14 protein-coding genes and 1 tRNA gene are annotated in these 19,318 nt (G+C 68.6%); 5 read left to right on the top strand and 10 right to left on the bottom strand.

What is annotated here, in order from left to right; all coding sequences use genetic code 11:
- Window positions 1–28: 28 nt before the first annotated feature.
- The 7 genes from AB0B61_RS11615 to topA form a co-directional block, all read right to left on the bottom strand.
- The gene (locus AB0B61_RS11615) at window positions 29–1,093 is read right to left on the bottom strand and encodes a permease-like cell division protein FtsX (protein ID WP_358430977.1); all 1,065 of its coding nucleotides are present in this window, start codon (window positions 1,091–1,093) and stop codon (window positions 29–31) included.
- On the bottom strand, window positions 1,090–1,617 hold the full coding sequence (locus tag AB0B61_RS11610; RefSeq protein ID WP_358430974.1) for a SigE family RNA polymerase sigma factor: 528 nt from the start codon (window positions 1,615–1,617) through the stop codon (window positions 1,090–1,092). Before AB0B61_RS11610 ends, AB0B61_RS11615 begins: the two co-directional genes overlap by 4 nt.
- 248 nt (window positions 1,618–1,865) lie before the next feature.
- A complete protein-coding gene (locus AB0B61_RS11605) occupies window positions 1,866–3,044 on the bottom strand; it encodes a DNA polymerase III subunit delta' (RefSeq protein WP_358430971.1) in 1,179 nt (392 codons plus the stop codon).
- Between the two features lie 9 nt (window positions 3,045–3,053).
- Window positions 3,054–5,096, bottom strand: coding sequence for a dTMP kinase (gene tmk, locus AB0B61_RS11600; protein ID WP_358430969.1), 2,043 nt, complete (start codon window positions 5,094–5,096; stop codon window positions 3,054–3,056).
- Between the two features lie 161 nt (window positions 5,097–5,257).
- A complete protein-coding gene (locus tag AB0B61_RS11595) occupies window positions 5,258–5,851 on the bottom strand; it encodes a helix-turn-helix domain-containing protein (RefSeq protein ID WP_358430967.1) in 594 nt (197 codons plus the stop codon).
- Between the two features lie 97 nt (window positions 5,852–5,948).
- Window positions 5,949–7,193: a metallophosphoesterase gene (locus AB0B61_RS11590; RefSeq protein WP_358430964.1), complete on the bottom strand. Its 1,245-nt coding sequence runs from the start codon at window positions 7,191–7,193 to the stop codon at window positions 5,949–5,951.
- 13 nt (window positions 7,194–7,206) lie between these two features.
- A complete protein-coding gene (gene topA, locus AB0B61_RS11585; protein ID WP_358430961.1) occupies window positions 7,207–9,894 on the bottom strand; it encodes a type I DNA topoisomerase in 2,688 nt (895 codons plus the stop codon).
- A gap of 191 nt (window positions 9,895–10,085) precedes the next feature.
- Here topA and AB0B61_RS11580 point away from each other — a divergent pair, with 191 nt between their 5' ends.
- Window positions 10,086–10,271: a DUF5703 family protein gene (locus AB0B61_RS11580; protein WP_357938673.1), complete on the top strand. Its 186-nt coding sequence runs from the start codon at window positions 10,086–10,088 to the stop codon at window positions 10,269–10,271.
- A gap of 98 nt (window positions 10,272–10,369) precedes the next feature.
- Here AB0B61_RS11580 and AB0B61_RS11575 read toward each other — a convergent pair whose 3' ends face one another.
- The 3 genes from AB0B61_RS11575 to AB0B61_RS11565 form a co-directional block, all read right to left on the bottom strand.
- The gene (locus tag AB0B61_RS11575; RefSeq protein ID WP_358430958.1) at window positions 10,370–12,346 is read right to left on the bottom strand and encodes a chaplin family protein; all 1,977 of its coding nucleotides are present in this window, start codon (window positions 12,344–12,346) and stop codon (window positions 10,370–10,372) included.
- A gap of 194 nt (window positions 12,347–12,540) precedes the next feature.
- On the bottom strand, window positions 12,541–13,218 hold the full coding sequence (locus AB0B61_RS11570) for a hypothetical protein (protein WP_358431380.1): 678 nt from the start codon (window positions 13,216–13,218) through the stop codon (window positions 12,541–12,543).
- A gap of 123 nt (window positions 13,219–13,341) precedes the next feature.
- On the bottom strand, window positions 13,342–14,613 hold the full coding sequence (locus tag AB0B61_RS11565; RefSeq protein ID WP_358430955.1) for a M20/M25/M40 family metallo-hydrolase: 1,272 nt from the start codon (window positions 14,611–14,613) through the stop codon (window positions 13,342–13,344).
- A gap of 129 nt (window positions 14,614–14,742) precedes the next feature.
- Between AB0B61_RS11565 and AB0B61_RS11560 the strand changes: the two genes are divergently transcribed.
- The 4 genes from AB0B61_RS11560 (at window position 14,743) to AB0B61_RS11545 (ending at window position 19,316) form a co-directional block, all read left to right on the top strand.
- Window positions 14,743–14,828 (top strand) — tRNA-Leu (locus AB0B61_RS11560).
- Window positions 14,829–15,425: 597 nt separating this feature from the next.
- A complete protein-coding gene (locus AB0B61_RS11555; RefSeq protein ID WP_358430952.1) occupies window positions 15,426–15,569 on the top strand; it encodes a hypothetical protein in 144 nt (47 codons plus the stop codon).
- 30 nt (window positions 15,570–15,599) lie between these two features.
- A complete protein-coding gene (locus AB0B61_RS11550) occupies window positions 15,600–15,896 on the top strand; it encodes a crosslink repair DNA glycosylase YcaQ family protein (RefSeq protein WP_358430949.1) in 297 nt (98 codons plus the stop codon).
- Between the two features lie 96 nt (window positions 15,897–15,992).
- Window positions 15,993–19,316, top strand: coding sequence for a BTAD domain-containing putative transcriptional regulator (locus tag AB0B61_RS11545; protein WP_358430947.1), 3,324 nt, complete (start codon window positions 15,993–15,995; stop codon window positions 19,314–19,316).
- Window positions 19,317–19,318 lie beyond the last annotated feature (2 nt).

Raw genomic sequence — 19,318 nt, 5'->3', positions numbered from 1 at the left:
GTGTGTCGGTGCGCGCAGCGTGAGAGCTCTACCCCGGCCAGGAGGCGCAGAGATTGCTCTCAGGCGGCTGAACGCCAAAGCGCGAAAGGAATACGAGCCGCTTGGTCGCGCACCTGTTCTTGCTGACGTGAGCGACGCCGGGTAGGCGTTGCAGCTTGGCGGTCACGTCGTCCCAGTCCGCGTCCGGGCTCATCTGAAGGCGGAACGACTCCGGCATGTCCGATGCCTTGGTGGACCGAAGGAGTGTCTTGTTGTCCTTGAAGCTGCGCTTGAAATTCTCGTACGCCTGCTGCTGGTTCTCGAAACGGGCCGACTGGACGCCGGGCATCGTGTCGATCTCCTTGGTGAGGGCACTCCGCTGGGCAGGCGTGATGGCCTTGCCGTCTTCGGCGAACGTGGGCGGGTTCTTCGTCGAGTCGGGCGCGACAGTCGCGCCGCACGACACTTGGATCGAATGCTCCCGGCAGAGAAAGACAGCGATATGTGCGTTCTCCACCGGCGTTGAGGCCATCATCTTGGCAACTTCCCCATCAGACGTGGAGCCCATCACGCCTCCAATGGACTTCATCTTGACCCTCAGCGTCTTCAGGTCGGCGCCCGGCTTAAGTTTGACCTGGAACGAGGGGGGCAGGTCGGTCACATCGATCGCGTCGAGCAGCGCCTTGTCGTCGGCGTAGTCTCGGTGGAAGCTCTTATAGGCCAGCTCCCGAGTCACATAGAGCACCTCTATCACCCCCGGCGTCGCTGTCAGAGCACGGTGGATCGCCTGTGTCTGCTCCATGGTGGCGCCGCCGGGACAGTCCGGGTTTTTCGCCAACTCCTTCGTGCATAGGAAGACGGACAGCTCCGTGTCGTCTTTCTGCTCGACAGGCGGGTTAGCCACCGCCACCCGCTGTTCGTCACCGGGAGAGACGAGCACGGCGGCGGTCACGGCCCCCGCGAGCACCACCGCCCCCGCTGCCGCCAGCAACCGGAAGTCGACCCGCACCCGAGACCGCCCCGACGACCGCAGGGGGCTCAGCGTGCTGGCGTCAACGGTCGCCCCCGCCTCGGCCAGCGCCTCGCGCAGGCGGTCTTCGATCGGACTGTTCATGAATCCTCCCCAAGTGCGCGGCCGAGGGCGGCGAGCCCACGCGCGATCGTGGACCTGGCGGTGCTCCCGCTGATCCCCATGGTCTCGGCGATCTCCTGATCGGACAGGTCGAGGTAGTAGCGCAGCGTCAGCGCCTCGCGCTGCCGGCCCGGCAGCCCTCGCAGGGCGCGCAGCACCTCGCGACGCTCCTCGCTCACCAGGGCCGCGCTCTCGGCTGACCAGACAGGCGGTTCGTACGGCACGGCGCGGCGGAAAACCGTCGCCCTCCTCCGCATCACCGACCGGCAGCCGTTGAACACCGCCGAGCGCACATAGGCCAGTGCCTTGTCCGGATCTCGCAACCTCCCCCGACCCGCGTGGGTCCGGGCGAACGCCTCCTGGACGACGTCTTCGGCGGTCGCCTGATCACCGACCATGACCAGCGCCAGCCGGACGAGACCCACATGATGCTCGGCGAAGACCGCCGCGACATCGACGCGTTTCTGTATCAGAGCCCCTCCAGGGGACAGCTGCTCGACTTTCACATAACAGAGACGCCCAGCAACCCCATCTGCTGCTCTCGCCACACGACGAACTCCCGCCGCTTTACAGCGCGCTTTACGACCGACCCGGTGAGCCCCATCCCCCCGTACAGGGCCGGCCTCCGTTCGGGACACGCTCCTGCGATTTACGGGGCTGGGCGCCGTGACATGCGTCTTCTTGGCCGCCTGCTTCGATGTCCGCTTGCCCGAACCGACCAGTCGCCCATACGCCGGACCAAGCCGACAGCGCGCTACGCGGCGGACCGGAGGGAGAGCATCATAGCCTCGACCGCGATCTGCGGGTTGACGTTGGCGTCGAGGCGTTCGCGGCACCGCATGATCGCATCGATCCGCCGCAACGTCTCCTCCGGCGTCGACAGCTTGGCCAGCTGGTCGAGGTCGAAGCGGATGTCGTCGTTGGCCAGCTCCACCCCGGCCGCGAACTGCATGGCCAGGACGTCCCGATAGAACGACACCAGCTCCAGCAGCGCCGCGTCGAGCGAGTCGCGTTTGATGCGCGTGGCCCGCGACTTCTGCCGGTCCTCCAGCTCCTTCAACGCCCCCGCGCCGCCCCGCACCAACCCACGATTGAGGCCCTTGCCCGTGGAGCCCTCGCCGTAGATCTTGCGCAGCTCGGTGGTCTCGGTCTCGTTGAGCGCGGCCGTCGCCGCAGCGGCCTCTTCTTCAGCCGTCTTGACCAGGCGTTCGGCGGCCGAGACACACTCGCCGACCCCGGACAGCGAGCGAGGGATGGCCAGGACGGCCTCCCGGCGCCGACGTACGTTCTCGTCCAGGGCCAGCGCCCGGGCCCGGCTGATGTGCCCCTGAGAGGCGCGGGCGGCGAAGCGGGCGGTCTCCCAGGGCACGCTGTCGCGGGTGGCCAGCACGTGGGCGACCGCCTCCGTGGCGGGGGTGGCCAGGGTGATCACCCGGCAGCGCGACCGGATGGTGATCATCATGTCGTCGGCGGCGGGCGCGCACAGCAGCCAGACCGTACGTGGCGGCGGCTCCTCGATGGCCTTGAGCAGGGCGTTCGCCGCTGACTCCGTGGCCCGGTCGGCGTCCTCGAACAGGATGACCCGCCAGCGTCCCTGCGTGGGCGCGCCCGCCGCCCTCAGGATGAGCTCGCGCGTCTGCTTGACGCTGTAGGACAGGCCCTGGGGGCGTACCGCCTCGAGATCGGGGTGTGAGCCGATCAGCACCTGGTGGCACTGGTCGCAGTGACCGCAACCGCCGTCCAGGCAGAGCAGCGCCGCCGCGAACGCCCGCGCGGTCTCCTCCCGGCCCGACCCGGGCGGGCCGGTGAACAGCCAGGCATGCGTCATGCCCGCGCCGCGGCCACCCCGCACGGCGTCGCCTGCCGCCGCGGCCGCGCGGGACAGCACGGCCACCGCCTGGTCCTGACCGACGAGGTCATCGAAGACGCTCACCCGACAAGGCTAGTCGCGGATGGCGGGCATCGTGCCCGTGATGTCCTCGGACTCCTGGGGCACCGGATCGGGCAGGATCTCGTGCACCCGGTCCTGGATCAGCCGGGTGATCTGCTCGGGCGGCAGCAGCCCGTCGACCACCAGGTAGCGGTCGGGATCGGCGGCGGCCAGCGTCCGGAACTCCTTGCGCACCCGCTCGTGGAACTCCAGCGGCTCGGCCTCGATCCGGTCCGCCGCGCCCCCCAGCCTGGTCAGCCCCACCTGGGGCGGCGTGTCGATCAGCACCGTGAGATGCGGCACCAGCCCACCCGTGGCCCAGGCGTTGACCTTGGAGACATCCTCGGGGTCGAGCGCCCGCCCCGCTCCCTGGTAGGCCAGCGACGAGTCCACGTAGCGGTCGGAGATCACCAGCGAGCCGCGGTAGAGGGCCGGTCTGATGACCTTCTCGACGTGTTCGGCCCGGTCGGCGGCGTACAGCAGCGCCTCGGCGCGCGCCGACAGCCCGCGTTCGGCCGCGTCGAGCAGGATCGCGCGCAGTCTCATGCCGACCTTGGTCGAGCCGGGCTCACGGGTCTGTACGACGTCGAAGCCCTGGTCGCGCAGCCAGATGGCGAGCAGTCGCGACTGGGTGGTCTTACCCGACCCCTCACCGCCCTCGAACGCCACGAACAGCCCCGGCACCTGCTCCGCCGTCTCCGACTTCGGCCGCTCGCCGCGCACCGCCGCGATCAGGTCTTCGGAGAGCGAGACGCCCTTCCTGTCGTCCATGTGGCGCAGCGCCAGCAGGCCGACGACCGTCGCGAGCACGCCACCGACCACCAGCACCAGGTTGGAGCCGTCGAACTGGTAGATCACGTCGCCCACGCTCAGCGGGTGCGCGCCGACGAGCGCGGCCAGCGGGTTGGCCACCGCCACCACGAACAGCAGCGTGACCCGCGCGGTCGACTGCAGGAACGAGAACGTCCGCCCCCGCATCGAGTCCTCGACCTCAAGGCCGATGAGCGTGTAGCCGATGATCCACGCGATGCCCGCGCATGCCCCGAGCAGCACGGTCAGCATGACCACGATCACCAGGTTGTGGATGATCGCGATCGCGACCAGCACCACGCCCGCCACGATGATCGCCAGACCGAACAACCGGCGCCGCGACAGCTCGCGCAGCAGCCGGAGGCCGAAGAACATGCCCAGCGCCATGCCGACGAAGACCGCGGCGAACACCACTCCGTAGGCCGCGTCGCCGCCGCCGAGCGCGCTCACGTAGATCTTCGCGACGCCCACGACCGCGCCGCCCGCCGCGAACGCCCCCAGCATGCCGATGATCAGACCGCGCACCAGCCGGTCACCGCCCACGAACCGCCAGCCCTCGACGATCTGCTTGAGCACCGACGGGGTGGAGATGGCGCCGTCACGCTTGGGGATGCCGCGCAGCGTGAAGATCAGGAACGCGGACACCAAGTAGGCGCAGGCGTTGACGACCAGCGCCGGCCCGGTCGGGTCCATGCCGGACAGGAACGGCACGGCGTTCTTCAGCACGTCGCCCACCACGGACAGCGCCGCGAACAGGATCGCGGCGATCGGCGCGCTGCCATAGGTGACCAGCAGGTTGAGCTGGTTGGCCGATTCGAGCTGATCCTTCGGCACCAGGTTGGGGACAGTGGCGTCCTTGGCCGGGACCCAGAACAGGTTGACGCACTCGACCAGGATCGTCGCGATGATGATCCATTGATAGCTGCCGACCAGCGGGATCGACAGGACCACGGCGAACCGGGCCAGGTCGGAGGTGAACATCGTCACCCGCCGGTCGAAGCGGTCGGCGAACGCTCCCGCGAGAGGTCCGAGCAGGACGGCGGGCAGCATCTTGGCGATGAAGACACCGCCGACGGCCAGCGACTGCGTGCGGTAGTCGCCCTGGGTCAGGTTTCCTGCGAGGGCGGTCAGTGCCAGGATGTTCAGCCAGTCGCCGAGGCTGCACACCGACATCGCCGTCCAGAGCCGGCGGAAAGATGCGTTAGCCAGCACATGTGTCGGTTGGCGTCGGCCACGGGCGGTCATAATGTCAGCGTATCCAGGTGCTCGCCGGAAATGGGAAGACAGGAGACGAGCCGGATATACCCGGCTGCTCGTCGCTGAGAGTATTACGTATACAGGCCGTCGCGCATGATGCACAGCTCGAATAGGCCCCCGAAAACACCAGACAGATCCCTCTTGTCGCGCTAGTCCCTTTTGTACGGCCGGGCGAGCTCCACCAACGGCTGCCAGCCGGCCCGTACCGGCTCAGGCAGCACCAGCTCATCCCAGAGCTCCACCAGCAGCAGCCCGTCGAGATGCTCGAGCAGCTCCCGCTGACTCCCTTCCCGCAACAGCATGACGTAGGCATCCCGGCGATCCCCGCGATCGGCCAGGTCATAGGTCCTGTCACTGAGGCGGACGGTGCCCAGGGCCCGCAACGCCGGCAGGCGCGGCAACCGGTTGGGCACGTGGAACGGGCGGCCGTCGGCCCCCTGGCAGGTGGTGAACTCGATCTTGGCCTCCAGCGTCAGCCGGAACCCGGCGGCGTCGAGGATGCGCCCGGCCGTTTCGAGCGTGGGCGACTTCCGGCCGTGCTCGTAGGCCGACAGCGTCGTCCGCGACGTGCCGCTCATGCCGGCGAGCGCCTTCTGGTTCATATTGGCCGCGTGTCTGGCCTGTTTGAGCAGCAGTCCGCCGCGCTCCGCCCAGAACGTGACGTCGGGCGTCGGCCCCTCAGGCGCCTCGCCCCGCTCGGGGAGCAGGTCGCCGAACGCCCCCTCCACCGGGGAAGAGATCATCCCACCTCCAACGTATCCGCTTGGATACTACCCCCTCGCGGCTTGAGTGACCAGCGGATAGCGGAAAGTCAGCAGCGCGGTTCAACCACCGCGGAAGTCAGGAGCGCAGCTCAAGCAGCGTGATCTCGGGCGGCGCGCCGACCCGGACCGGCGGCCCCCAGAACCCGGCGCCGCGCGTCACGTACACCTGCACCCCATCAACCGTCGCCAGCCCCGACACGACCGGCTGCTGCAGCGGCACCACGAGGTTGAACGGCACGAGCTGCCCCCCATGCGTGTGCCCAGACAGCTGCAGATCCACGCCATAACGCGCGGCCTGGGAGACCTGAACCGGCTGGTGGGCCAGCAGGACCGTGGAGCGGCTCGCATCGCGGCCGCCGAGCGCCTTGTCGAAGTCGGGCCCGTCGTTCGCGGTGGCGCCGTTGAGGTCGTTCACCCCGGCCAGGTCGAGCACGCCGCCCTGGTGCCGGATCTCCACCCGTTCGTTCCGCAGCGAGCGAACGCCGAGCCGGTCCAGCTCCTCGACCCACTCACCGGGGCCGTTTCTCGTGTAGTACTCGTGATTACCTGTCACGAAATAGGCGCCATAGCGGGATTCGAGGCTCTGCAGCGGCCTGGCCAGCGGGCCCAGCTCGGCGACCGAGCCGTCGACCAGGTCGCCGACGATCGCGACCACGTCGGCCCGCAGGCCGTTGATCATCCGTACGATGCGCTCGGTGTGCGCCTTGCCCGTGAGCGGCCCCAGGTGGATGTCGCTGACCACGGCGAACCGCAGCCCGCTCAGCCGGGTGTCGAGCCCGGGCAGCGTGACCTTGACCGGTTCGATCACCGGATCACCCAGCGCGACGCTGATGCCGTACCCGACCGTGCCGAGCGCGCCCACGCCCGCGACGGCGGCGGTGGTCCGTCCGAGGAAGAGCCGCCTGCTCATCGCGTCGCCGCCCGGCGACGGCTCCACCCCCGAAACCTGCTCAAAACCCGAAATATCCGAAATGTCGGAGGCGGGCACAGTCACCGGCCGCGCCACCGCTACAGGCGACGACACAGCCGCCCGCCCCCGGACCAGCGCTAACCACGCCACCAACCGAGGAATCTCCAGCAGGACCAGAGCGATCACCAGATAGAACATGATCGCGATCCAGAGATACCCCGGCCACGCCAGCCACTGGAACATCTCCAGCCGCATCCCCGCGAACGTCAACACGACCAGCAGAAGCAGCCCCGCCAACCCCCAGGTCAGGCCCGTGCGCACCCGCCCGCGCCGAGTGGTCGAGCGCACCATCCGATGCCACAGATAGAGATGCGCCACGAACACCAGGCCCACGAAGACCAAGACCACCACGCGGCAATGCTACTTACGACTTGGCCGCCGGCTTCTTCGCGGGTGCCTTCTTGGCCGGCGCCTTCCTGGTCGTCGTCTTCTTCGGCGCCGGAGCCCGCTCACGCCGCTCGGCCAGCAGTTCCGCCGCCCGCTCGATCGTGATCTCCTCGACCGTGTCGCCCTTGCGCAGCGACGCGTTCGTCTCGCCATCGGTCACGTAGGGACCGAATCGCCCCTCCTTGACCACGACGGGCTTCTTGGAGCTGGGGTCCTCACCCAGCTCGCGCAGCGGCGGCGCGGCCGCCGCCCGGCCCCTGCCCCGCGGCTTGGGCTGGGAGAACAGCTCCTTGGCCTGCTCGATCGTGACCGTGAACAGGTCCTCCTCCGCGGTCAGCGACCGCGTTTCGGTGGCCTTCTTCAGGTAGGGGCCGAACTTCCCGTTGTAGGCGACGACCTCCTCGCCCTCCAGCTCGCCGACGACCCGGGGGATCGACAGCAGCTTGAGCGCGTCCTCGAGCGTCACGGTGTCGAGCGACATCGACTTGAACAGCGAGCTCGTCCGCGGCTTCGCCGCGTCGGCCTTCTTGGTGCGCCGCTTCGGGGTCTCCTCCTCCTGCGTGGGCAGGATCTCGGTGACGTACGGCCCGAATCGCCCGTCCTTGGCCACGATCTTGTGCCCGGTGACCGGGTCGGTCCCCATCTCGCGGTCGCCGGTGGGCCGCGAGAAGAGCTCCTCGGCCTTCTCGGCGGTCAGTTCGTCGGGCGTCGTGTCCTCGGGGACGTTCACCCGAGCGCCGCCCCTGTCAAGGTATGGGCCGTATCGCCCGACCCTGATGACGATGTCGGTGCCCCTGATCGGGAAGGAGCTGATCTCCTTGGCGTCGATGTCACCGAGGTCGGTGACCATCTCCTTCAGGCCCTCGTCGCCGTCCTCGCCGTAGTAGAAGCGCTGCAGCTCCGGCACCCGCTCCGCCCGGTCGTTGGCGATGTCGTCGAGCACCTTCTCCATCTCGGCGGTGAAGTCGTAGTCGACCAGGTTGCCGAAATGCTGCTCCAGCAGGTTGACCACGGCGAACGCCAGGAAGGACGGCACCAGCGCGGTGCCCTTCTTGAACACGTAGCCACGGTCGAGGATCGTGCCGATGATCGAGGCGTACGTAGAAGGACGCCCGATCTCCCGATCCTCCATCTCCTTGACCAGCGAAGCCTCGGTGTAGCGGGCGGGCGGCTTGGTCGAGTGGCCGGCCACGTCGAGCCGCGAGACGCTCAGCGCGTCGCCCTCGGCCAGGTTCGGCAGCCGCTTCTCGGAGTCGTCGCGGTCGGTCGACGGATCGTCGGCGCCCTCGACGTAGGCCTTGAGGAAGCCGTAGAACGTGATCGTCCGGCCCGAGGCGCTGAACTCGACGTCCTCGCCGGTGGCCGACGCGCCGCGCACCTTGACCGTGACGGACTCGCCGACCGCGTCCTTCATCTGGGACGAGACGGTCCGCTGCCAGATCAGTTCGTACAGGCGGAACTGGTCCCCGTTCAGGTTGGTCTCACCGGGAGTGCGGAACTCCTCCCCGGAAGGCCGGATCGCCTCGTGCGCCTCCTGCGCGCTCTTGACCTTGCTGGTGTAAACACGCGGCTTGTCGGGAACGTACGCAGAGCCGTACAGCTTGATCGCCTGGGAGCGCGCGGCCGCCACCGCCGTCTCCGACAGCGTGATGCTGTCGGTACGCATGTAGGTGATGAAGCCGTTTTCGTAGAGCCGCTGCGCCACCTGCATCGTGTACTTGGCGGAGAAGCCCAGTTTCCGGCTCGCCTCCTGCTGCAAAGTGGTCGTCCGGAAGGGAGCGTACGGCTTACGGGTGTACGGCTTGCGCTCGACGGACTTGACCGCGAACGACGAACCATGGAGCCGGCTCGCCAGCTCACCGGCGGCGGCCTCCGACAGGTGGAGCACGTCGTTCGTCTTCAGCAGGCCGGTGGTGGCGAAGTCGCGCCCCTGGGCGACCCGCTTGCCGTCGACCGAGGTCAGCGTCGCGGAGAAGTCACGCGGACGCTCCTCGGCCTTGCCCGTGTCGAACAGCGCCTGCAGGTCCCAGTAATGGGCGGACGTGAACGCCATGCGCTCCCGCTCGCGCTCCACCACCAGCCTGGTCGCCACCGACTGCACCCGGCCCGCCGACAGCCGCGGCTTGACCTTCTTCCACAGGACCGGGCTGACCTCGTAGCCATAGAGCCGGTCGAGGATGCGCCTGGTCTCCTGGGCGTCGACGAGGCGCAGGTTCAGGTCGCGCGGATTGGCCACCGCGTCCCGGATGGCCTGCGGGGTGATCTCGTGGAAGACCATGCGGTGCACCGGCACCTTGGGCTTGAGCACCTCGCGCAGGTGCCATGCGATGGCTTCGCCCTCGCGGTCCTCGTCAGTGGCCAGGTAGAGTTCGTCGGCATCCTTCAGCAGCTGCTTCAGCTTGCTGACCTGCGACCTCTTGTCGGCGTTGACGACGTACAGCGGCTCGAACTCATGCTCGACATTGACCCCGAGGCGCGCCCATGCCTCCCCCTTGTACTTCTCGGGGATGTCATCGGCCCGCTCCGGCAGATCGCGGATGTGGCCAATGCTGGACTCGACCATGTAGCCGGCACCGAGGTAGTCCCTGATCGTCTTCGCCTTCGCGGGCGACTCGACGATCACCAGACGGCGGGTTCCACCGGTGCTGCCGTTGTTGGCTGGCACGCTGCTTCCTACCTCACTGTTCGCTTGCAATTCCCCCTGCCGGGAGCCGGCACTGATCTGAAAGGTAACCCGACTCGCGGAATTTTCCTTCCCCCGGGACTACCCACTAGCTTCCGGACGCACCCACAAGCACGCAGAATAAGCCCCATCGAGCGGCATCGCGCCCTGACTCACCCTGGAGACTAATCGTTGTGCTCGACTACTCCTACATGGATATCTTCATTCCGCGCGATCTGTCCCGCGAAGCAGCACGTCAGCTGCTCACCGAACACGCGGAGTACGGTAAGTGGGAGCTCTCGCGTGTGCGCCTGCACCCTGACGGAAGCCGTCATGTACGGTTGCGCCGTAAGGTCATGCGCGTCCGCAGCACCCTGTGATCGGACATGGCTTTGCCCGCCCCGGGCCGCGCCCCCGGAACGGGCAAAGCGTCTTTCGCTACTCGCTCACCGGCTGTGAGCGGTAGACGTTCTTGTCCTTACTTCCGGCCGAGCCGGAAGCGGCGGGTGGCCGCGAACAGCGTGGCCGAGGCGGCGAACATCGCGCCCAGGACCAGCGCGAACAGCGAGCCGGTGGTCATCCCGGTGACGCCCGCGGGCTGAGCGGCGCTCATCAGGCCCAGGTCGCCGGTGGGCAGGCTGCTGGTCGCCAGCTTCACCGCACCACCGACAGGGGTGGCGGCGACCAGCGAGGTCACCGGGGCCAGAGGCGACTGCTGCGTGTCCTCGGCGCGGGCGGCGTGGGCGACCGGAGCCTTGCCCTCCTTGACGTGCTTGGCCGGGGTGACGTGCCGGACGGGGGTGACGGGCCGGCCGGGCAGACCGGGCAGCTCGGGCAGGCCGAACAGCTCGGGCAGGTCACCGACCAGGGGCATGTCACTGACGACCGGCAGCTCGGGCGAGCCGCCGCCGCGCATCGGGGTGATGTTGCCCACGCCCTGCAGGCCACCCAGGACCGGGACCGGCGGAAGCGCGGGAAGCACGCCGCCGGACTTGGAGTCGGCGGCCTGGTGGGAGCTGTAGTGGCCGTAGGGGTGGTAGCCCTCGTGTCCCGGCTTGCCGACGCTCGCGCCACCGAGGCACCCGGCCGCGGCGTCACCGAGCACCGCCACCGCGTTGCCGCAGACGTTGATCGGCGCGGTGATCGGCGCGATCACCTGGTTGCCACCGAGCACGGAGCCCTTGCCGGACGTGGTGTTGCCACCCGCGCCCGAACCGCCGTTCTTGACCGAGGCGCCGCCCTTGCAGTGGGCCCCGGACAGCCCGAGCACGGCCACGGCGTTGCCGCAGGCGTTGATCGGCGCGGTGATCGGGGCGACCACCTGGTTGCCACCGAGCACGGAGCCCTTGCCGGACGTGGTGTTGCCACCCGCGCCGCCCCGGCCGCCGTTCTTGACCGTGGCGCCGCCCTTGCAGCCCGCGAACGCCTTGCCGATGACGGCCACCGCGTTGCCGCAGACGTTGATCGGCGCGGTGATCGGCGCGATCACCTGGTTGCCACCGAGCACGGAGCCCTTGCCGGACGTGGTGTTGCCGCCAGGGCCGCCCTTGCCGGTGTTCTTGACCGAGGCGCCGCCCTTGCAGCCGGCGTGCGCGTTGCCGACGGCGTTGCCGCAGGCCACGATGGGCAGGTTGACCGGTGCGATGACCTGGTTGCCGCTGCCGACCCCGAAGCGCCCGTCGGTGTCGTTGCCCGCCGAGCCGTGACCGCCCCGGTAGTGGGTGTGCCCGCCGTTCTTGACCGTGGCGCCGCCCTTGCAGCCCGCGAACGCCCTGCCGAGCACGGCCACCGCGTTGCCGCAGATGTTGATGGGGGCGCTGATCGGCGCGATGACCTGGTTGCCGCCGAGCACGGAGCCCTGGCCCGAGGTGTGGTTGCCACCGGCCCCGCCCTTGCCGGCGTTCTTGACCGTGGCGCCGCCCTTGCAGCCCGCGTCGGACCTGCCGATCAGGGACAGGGCGTTGCCGCAGGCGTTGATCGGGACGTTGATCGGCGCGTTGACCTGGTTGCCGCCGAGGATGCTTCCCTTGCCGGAGGTCTTGTTGGAGCTGCCGGCCCTGCCGGTGTTCTTGACCGTGGCGCCGCCCTTGCAGCCCGCGTCGGACCTGCCGATCACGGCCACCGCGTTGCCGCAGGCGTTGATCGGGACGTTGATCGGCGCGTTGACCTGGTTGCCACCGAGGACGCTCCCGTCGCCGGAGGTCCTGTCGGAGGTGCCGCCCTTGCCGGTGTTGACGACCGTGGCGCCGCCCTGGGAACTCGCCTGGGACTTGCCCAGCACGGCGGCGGAGTTGCCGCTGATGTCGATCGGCAGCGAGACAGGCAGGTTGACCTGGTTGCCACCGCCGACGGAAGAGTCTCCGGAGGTGTCGGCCAGCGCGGTGCCGCTGCCGAAGGACATGACGGCTACAGCTAGAAGAGCCGCGGGGGCCGAAGCCTTCGCCCACGTACGCATGATGGATGCTCCTACTTGGTTCATAGGGGGATACCTGACAGTTCGCGGGCAGCCGAGGGCATGCGAGGTCGCAGTGCGCCGCGCACAGCGGAGACCTCGGGGAATCGCGAACCAAGATGACTGACATGTGACCCGCTGGCGGAGGGGATCTAGCCGCGCTCCGCCGCCGTACTCATCGGAACCTGTGGCGGGGGTCAGTCAGGTGAGAAAGAGGGGTCATCCGCCGCTGTGCGGACGACCGGAGGAAGCACGGACGCCAAGGGGGCGCGCCGAGCCTCGACACGCGGGTCGAAGAAGGACCTCGCGATATCTCCCATGCTTGGCCCGAACGGGCCGCTGCCACCGCCGTTGGGCACCAGACCATTGGTGTCCAAGATGTCGGTCGCAGGAGAAGCAGGCGGCATGCCGGGATCGGACTGGCTGTTGAGCCCGTCGACCGTCCGCCCCGCCATCGCCTCGGCGTTGTCCGACGCCGAGACCTTTCCGATCGCCTCGGCGTTGTCCGACGCCAAGACCTTTCCGATCATCTCGGCGTTGTCCGACGCCAAGACCTTTCCGTCAGCCGTGGGGAAACCGTCCGTGATGGACCCGGTGACGGTGTGAGAGGTGTCGGCTGCTGTGGCCGTCCCTGTCGCCGCGGTGGAATCCGCGGCCGCCGGAGCGGCGAAGAGCAGTCCGAAGAGAACGGCGAGCAGCCATCCCGCGGCCAGCAGGAAGCCGGCCGCGACTACTCGTGCGATGACCTGGCGGGCGCCGGCCGCGAACCGCGCCATCCGGGCGGCCCGATCGGCGATCGCAGCCTCCGCGAAGATGATCACGGGCACGCGCCGGGCAGCGAGTGCGGGCATTGCCCGCCACCACCGCACCGGCATGCGTGCCACGTGAACCCTCCTTCAGAAGCACCAGGACCGACCTCACACTGTGAGGCCGGTCCGTGGACTCACCCCTCAACGATCCGTAACCGTAGCATCACTCAAGGTTGCCGCAAGAGGTTTTCAGCAGTGATCCAGGAAGCGGTCAAGCACCCGCACCCCAAACCGGAGCGAATCCACCGGCACCCGCTCGTCGACCCCATGGAACATCCCAGAAAAGTCCAGGTCCGCAGGCAACTTGAGCGGCGCGAACCCGTATCCGCGGATGCCGAGCCTGCTGAACGACTTGAGGTCCGTCCCTCCGGACATCGTGTACGGCACGGCGCGCCCGGCCGGGTCCTCGGCCAGCAGCGCCGCCACCATGGCCGTCACCAGCGGCCCCTCGAAGCCGAACTCCAGCGCCACCTGGTGCTGCACGAACTCCCTCGTGACGTTGGGCCCGAGCAGCTCGTCGACCGTGGCGAAGAACTCCTCCTCGAACCCCGGCAGGAACCGCCCGTCGATCATCGCCGAGGCCGTCTGCGGCACCACGTTCGCCTTGTAGCCGGCCTCCAGCATGGTCGGATTGACCGTGTTGCGAAGCCCCGCGCCCAGCATCCTGGCCAGCGGCCCCAGCTTGTCGATCGCGGCCTCGGGATCGCCGCCGCCTATTTCCTCCAGGAACCTGTTCATGGTCGGCGTCAGCCGTACCGGCCACTGATGCCGTCCCACACGCGCCACGGCGTCGGCGAGCTCGGTCACGGCGTTGTCCAGGTTGAGCATCGACCCGTGCCCGGCCCGGCCGTTCGCGGTCACCCGCATCCACGCCATGCCCTTCTCGGCGGCCTCGATCAGGTAGAGCCGCCGATCCTCCCCGATCGACACGCTGAACCCGCCGACCTCCCCGATCGCCTCCGTGACCCCCTCGAACAGCTCCGGGTGCTCCTCGACCAGGAACTTCGCCCCGTACTCGCCGCCCGCCTCCTCATCGGCGGTGAACATGAGCACCACGTCACGCCCGGGCCGCCGCCCCTCCCTGAGCCGCTGCCGCACAACCGCAAGGATCATCGCGTCCATGTCCTTCATGTCCACGGCCCCACGCCCCCAGACGCACCCGTCGGCCACTTCCGCCGAGAGCGGATGATGCCGCCAGTCACCCGCGTCGAACGGCACGACATCGAGATGCCCGTGCAGCAGCAGCGCGTCACGGCCCGGATCGGTACCCTCGATGCGCGCGACGACGTTCGCCCGCCGATCGTCGCTCTCCAGGATCGTCACCTCGAGCCCTACATCGGCGAGCTTCTCCGCGACGTACTCGGCCGCCGCTCTCTCCCCGGGCCCCGCGTTGTCTCCGGCGTTGGTGGAATCAATACGGATCAGATCACGGCACAGCTCAACGACCTCGTCCTCGGCCACGGGGGCTCCTTCGATCAGGTACGGATTGCCGTCTCATCCTGCCTCCGGAATCCTGGTATGACGCACCCCTCAGAGTTTGCTAACCTTACGGAGCCGACGCGGGATGACGGTCCCACGTGCAGGCACCAAGTCCGGGTGGCGGAATAGGCAGACGCGCTAGCTTGAGGTGCTAGTGCCCTTTGCGGGGCATGGGGGTTCAAGTCCCCCCTCGGACACACTCGATTCACCAATGAAGTCCTGGTCGGACGCAGAACTGACCAGGACTTTGTGCTTGCTGGGGTGATATGCCAGTCGCACCCCCAGCCTGCCGTACAACTGCGCCTTGCGCGCCGGCTCCGCCCGAGGACGCGGAGATCATGGTGTTGCATCACGCCTGCGCGCTCATCGGCCGGTCACACCGGCGACGTTGCTGACGTGGCATTGTCGGCTGCTCCGACGCTCCTGAGACCTATCCGCGTGGCCGCCGCCCTCGGCATCAACCTGCACCACCGTCCTGTGCGGTTACCAGCAGTTACACGATGAGGGGCTGGTGGAGCTGCGCCGCGGCCGGACGGCTGTCATCACCGACCCCTACCGAGGCGCCGGCTGCTATCCCGAACGCGCAGTGGGATCAGACGTAACGCGGATATTGTTCGCCGCCGTGCACGGCTAGGCTCATCCGCGCCTGGTCCAGTGAGGCGGAAATCGACGCAGGAATATGCATGACGCCCGTGCCTGGAGCACGACCGCGGCCGGCACTTTCCGGCGATGGAGGCGCCCGAGCAGCTGGCCGAGGACCTGTCCGCCTTCTTCGACGGTCTGCGGTGACGCGGATGCTGAGCCGGCGTGGCCTGAACCGGGCCACGCCGGCGCGCCAGTTCCTGCTGGAGCGTGCGGAGCTGCCGGCGCTGGAGGCGATCGAGCACCTGGCGGGGATGCAGTCGCAGGCGCCGCTCGCGCCGTACGTCGGCCTGTGAACGCGACTGGCCGGCTTCCGCCCGGCCGAGTTGTCCACACCGGACACCCCCGCGCCGCCCCGCTTCCTGCCCGAGTACGACAACCTGCTGCTGTCGCACGCGGACCGGTCCAGGGTGATCATGAACGACCGCCAAGTACCGTTGCCGCCCGGCAATGGCGCCAGGCCCGGCACCCTGCTGGTGGACGGTTTCTGGCGGGCTATCTGGAGCCTGCGTGCCGGCGAGATCCACGTCGAGCCGTTCACGCCGCTGTCGCCGGCCGAGCGCGACGCCGTGGAGCCCGAGGCCGAGATGCTGCGCGGATTCCTCGCCATCCACACTGGGTGAAGCGTTCACGGGCACGCGCCACGCCGCCGAGCCCCTCTGGCTTTCAAGTATTTTGAACTTTGGGGCCCCGCTGGGAAAGCGTGAAATCGTTTCGGCATGGGGACACGGTTCGGTGTGCTGGGGGCCCTTGAGGTGGTGCGCGATGGGGTGCCGGTAGCCGTGTCGGCGCTCAAGCAGCGGATCGCGCTGGCCACGTTGCTCCTGCAGGCGAATCAGCATGTATCGCTCGATCAGCTCGCCGAACGAATGTGGGACGGTCGGGAGGCTCCGGAGGATGCGCGCGGGGCCGTTCAGACGCATATAGGCAGATTGCGGCGTACCTTGCTCGACCGCGGTGATGAGCAGCAGCTGATCCGCACGCGGGGAGAGGGGTATGTCCTCAAGCTCCCGGTGGAGGACCTCGACGTCGCTGTCTTCCTTGATCTCGTCGCCCGTGCCAAGAGAGCCGGCCAGGCCGGTGACGAGCGGGGCGAGACGGATCTCCTCCAGCGGTCACTGGCATTGTGGCGAGGTCCTGCCCTGGTCGACGTGCCGTCGGAGTCGTTGCATCGCGATCACGTGCTCGTGCTGACCGAGCAGCGGGTGCAGGTGCTGGAGCGCTGGTTCGGCCTTGGGCTGCGGTCAGGCCGCCATGATGAGTTGGTCGTGGAGCTCAGAGCGGCCACCACGGCACACCCGCTGCGTGAGCGGTTATGGGCTCAGCTCATGCTCGCACTGTATCGATCCGGCCATCAGGCCGAAGCGCTCCAGGTTTACCACACCGTCGGCACCCTGCTCCGCCAGGAGCTGGGCGTCGATCCCGGTGACGAGTTACGGAAGCTGCATCACGACATCCTCACCGGCGATCCCGCCCTGCTGTTTCCTCCCGACTCGAACAGCGTGGCCGGTGCTCAGGAGCGGCCGGCTGACGTGACCGCGCAACCAGCACGAGCATCCGCGTCCGTCTCTGCCCCGTCGGCCGCCCCTCCCCGACAGCTGCCCGCTGACATCGCGCACTTCACCGGCCGCCTGGCCCAGCTGGCGACCCTGGAAGAAATGCTGCCCGCGTCCGAGGGCCAGGCCCTGCGGCCGATCATCATCGGCGGCACCGGCGGAGTGGGAAAAACCGCGCTGGCCGTCCATTGGGCGCACATGGTCCAGGACCGGTTCCCTGACGGCCAGCTCTACCTCGATCTACGTGGATTCGGCCCCGGCGCGCCGGTTGAGCCCGCCGCCGCTCTGGAGATGCTGCTGCGGGCGCTGGATGTCGCGCCCGAGCGGCTCTCGGCCGAGCTGGACGCGCGCTCGGCGCTGCTGCGCAGCATGCTGGCCGGGCGCCGCATGCTGATACTCCTCGACAACGCCCGCGACGAGGCGCAGGTACGCCCCCTGCTCCCCGGGGCGCAGTCGGCCGTACTGATCACCAGCCGCAACCAGCTGCGCGGACTGGCCGCCCGAGAAGGCGCGTTCCGCGTCTCCCTCGACGTCTTCTCGCCGCAGGAAAGCCATTCCCTCCTGCTCTCGCTCCTGGACGAAGACCGCCTAAGCACCGCTCCGCAGGCGGAGACGGAGCTCGGCGAATTATGCTCCCGGCTCCCCTTGGCGCTGAGCATCGCGGCTGCCAATCTCGACGCCAACCCACACCTGAGCCTGACCGACTACGTGAGCGAGCTGCGCGAAGGCAACCGGCTGGCCGCCCTGGAAGCCGGGAATGATCAAGCAGCCGCGGTGCATGCCACCTTCGACCTGTCCTACACCGCCCTGCCCGAGCCACAGCGCAGGTTGTTTCGTCTGCTCGGGCTGCTGCCCGGTGCGGACTTCACCGCGGCCGCCACGGCCGCGCTGGCCGGCTGCTCGACGGCCGAGGCAAGACAGGGGCTGGACAGGCTCGCCGCCTACCATCTGATCCGAGCGCTCGGCCCCGACCGCTACGCCTTCCATGACCTGCTACGCCTGTACGCCGCCGAGCACGCCCGCTCCGACGAAACCCCCGGAGAGCTGCTGGAGGCCGGCCGGCGCCTGCACGATTGGTACCTGCACAGCGTGCTCGCCGCCGCCCAACTACTTCACCCCCATTGGGTACGGCTGCCGCAGCCACCACTCACCAGCACCGCGCTTCCGGCGGCCTTCGACAGCCAGGAAGCCGCCGCCGCCTGGCTGGAGGCCGAACACGCCAACCTCGTCGCCATGATTCGCCACGCGCATCAGCACGGTCCCGGCGAGCTGGTATGGCGCCTGACGGACGCGCTTCGTGGCCATTTCTGGGTGAGCAGACATCTGGACGACTGGCTCACCTGCGCCCAAGCCGCCCTCACCGTCGCCGAGGCCGAAGGTAGCCGTGCTGCCCAGGCCGTGATCCAGTTGAGCCTGGCCGACGCCCACACGCATCAGGACCGGCCCGCGGAGGCGATGGCGTTGTACGCCCGCGCCCTGTCACTCACCGAGGAGGTCGGATGGCTGGACTGCCAGGCTTCCGCCCTCGGCGGGCTGTCCAACGCCTACCTGCGCCTGGGACATCTGCTAGAGGCTGTCGAACATCTCGGCAGGGCTCTCGAGCTGTCCCGGCAGACCAATCGCAAGCGCGGGCAACAGGCCTACCTCAATAACCTGGCGAACGCCCACCACCAGCTCGGACGACTGGAGCTGGCCCTCGATCAACTCGGTCAGGCCCTAGAGCTCGCCACAGACCGTTCCGCGGCGTTGATCTGCACGATGGGAGCGGTCTGCCACAGCCTGGGCCGGCTCGACGAGGCGGCCCGGTATCTCCACGACGGCATCTCCCTCAGCCGCCAGCGAGGTGACCACGCCGTCGAGCTGGAGTGCCTGGTTGTGCTGGCAGCGTTGCGCCGGGACCTCGGACACCACGCGGAGGCGCTCGAACTGAGCAGCATGGCCCTGGCGATGAGCCAGGACCTGGACGACCATCTTCTCCAGGCGGGAACCCTGAATGTCGTCGCCACCCTCCATCGTGATCTTGGCCGATACGGCGAGGCGCTGAAACTCCACCAGCAGGCACTCGATGCCACCAAACAGGGCGGAAACCGCCATCCCGAAGTCGTCAGCCTGATCGGCCTGGCCGACGCCGCCAGAAGCCTTGGCCGCCATTCCGACGCCGCCGCACAGGCCGAACGGGCCTACGAGATCGCCCGCGACTGGTCCTTCCGCGTGCTCGAAGGCCTCGCACTGACCGCGCTCGCAGAGATCAGCATCGCGAGGGACGCGCCGTCCGAAGCTGTCGCTCAGGCCCATCAGGCTCTCGCACTGCACCGCGACACCGGACACCGCCTCGGCGAAGCGAGGGCTCTGCGAGTGATCGGCGAGGCCCTGTACGAAGAGGAGGGAGCCGACACCGCGGTGCCGTACTGGCGGGAAGCGCTCTCATTGTTCTCCGCGATCGGCAGCCCGGAAGCCGCTGAGGTCAGCGCCCTCATCAGCAGGTGACG

Origin of the sequence: Nonomuraea sp. NPDC049158, from assembly GCF_040648335.1 — a bacterium.
Taxonomy (GTDB): domain Bacteria; phylum Actinomycetota; class Actinomycetes; order Streptosporangiales; family Streptosporangiaceae; genus Nonomuraea.
This window is presented reverse-complemented; position numbering and strand designations above follow the sequence as displayed.

Bases quoted from the DNA above. Each gene is read 5' to 3' on its own strand.
- AB0B61_RS11615 (WP_358430977.1), bottom strand. From the start codon at position 1,093: ATGAACAGTCCGATCGAAGACCGCCTGCGCGAGGCGCTGGCCGAGGCG.
- tmk (WP_358430969.1), bottom strand. From the start codon at position 5,096: ATGACCGCCCGTGGCCGACGCCAACCGACACATGTGCTGGCTAACGCA.
- AB0B61_RS11595 (WP_358430967.1), bottom strand. From the start codon at position 5,851: ATGATCTCTTCCCCGGTGGAGGGGGCGTTCGGCGACCTGCTCCCCGAG.
- AB0B61_RS11575 (WP_358430958.1), bottom strand. From the start codon at position 12,346: ATGCGTACGTGGGCGAAGGCTTCGGCCCCCGCGGCTCTTCTAGCTGTA.
- AB0B61_RS11570 (WP_358431380.1), bottom strand. From the start codon at position 13,218: ATGCCGGTGCGGTGGTGGCGGGCAATGCCCGCACTCGCTGCCCGGCGC.
- AB0B61_RS11555 (WP_358430952.1), top strand. From the start codon at position 15,426: ATGCTGAGCCGGCGTGGCCTGAACCGGGCCACGCCGGCGCGCCAGTTC.
- AB0B61_RS11545 (WP_358430947.1), top strand. From the start codon at position 15,993: ATGGGGACACGGTTCGGTGTGCTGGGGGCCCTTGAGGTGGTGCGCGAT.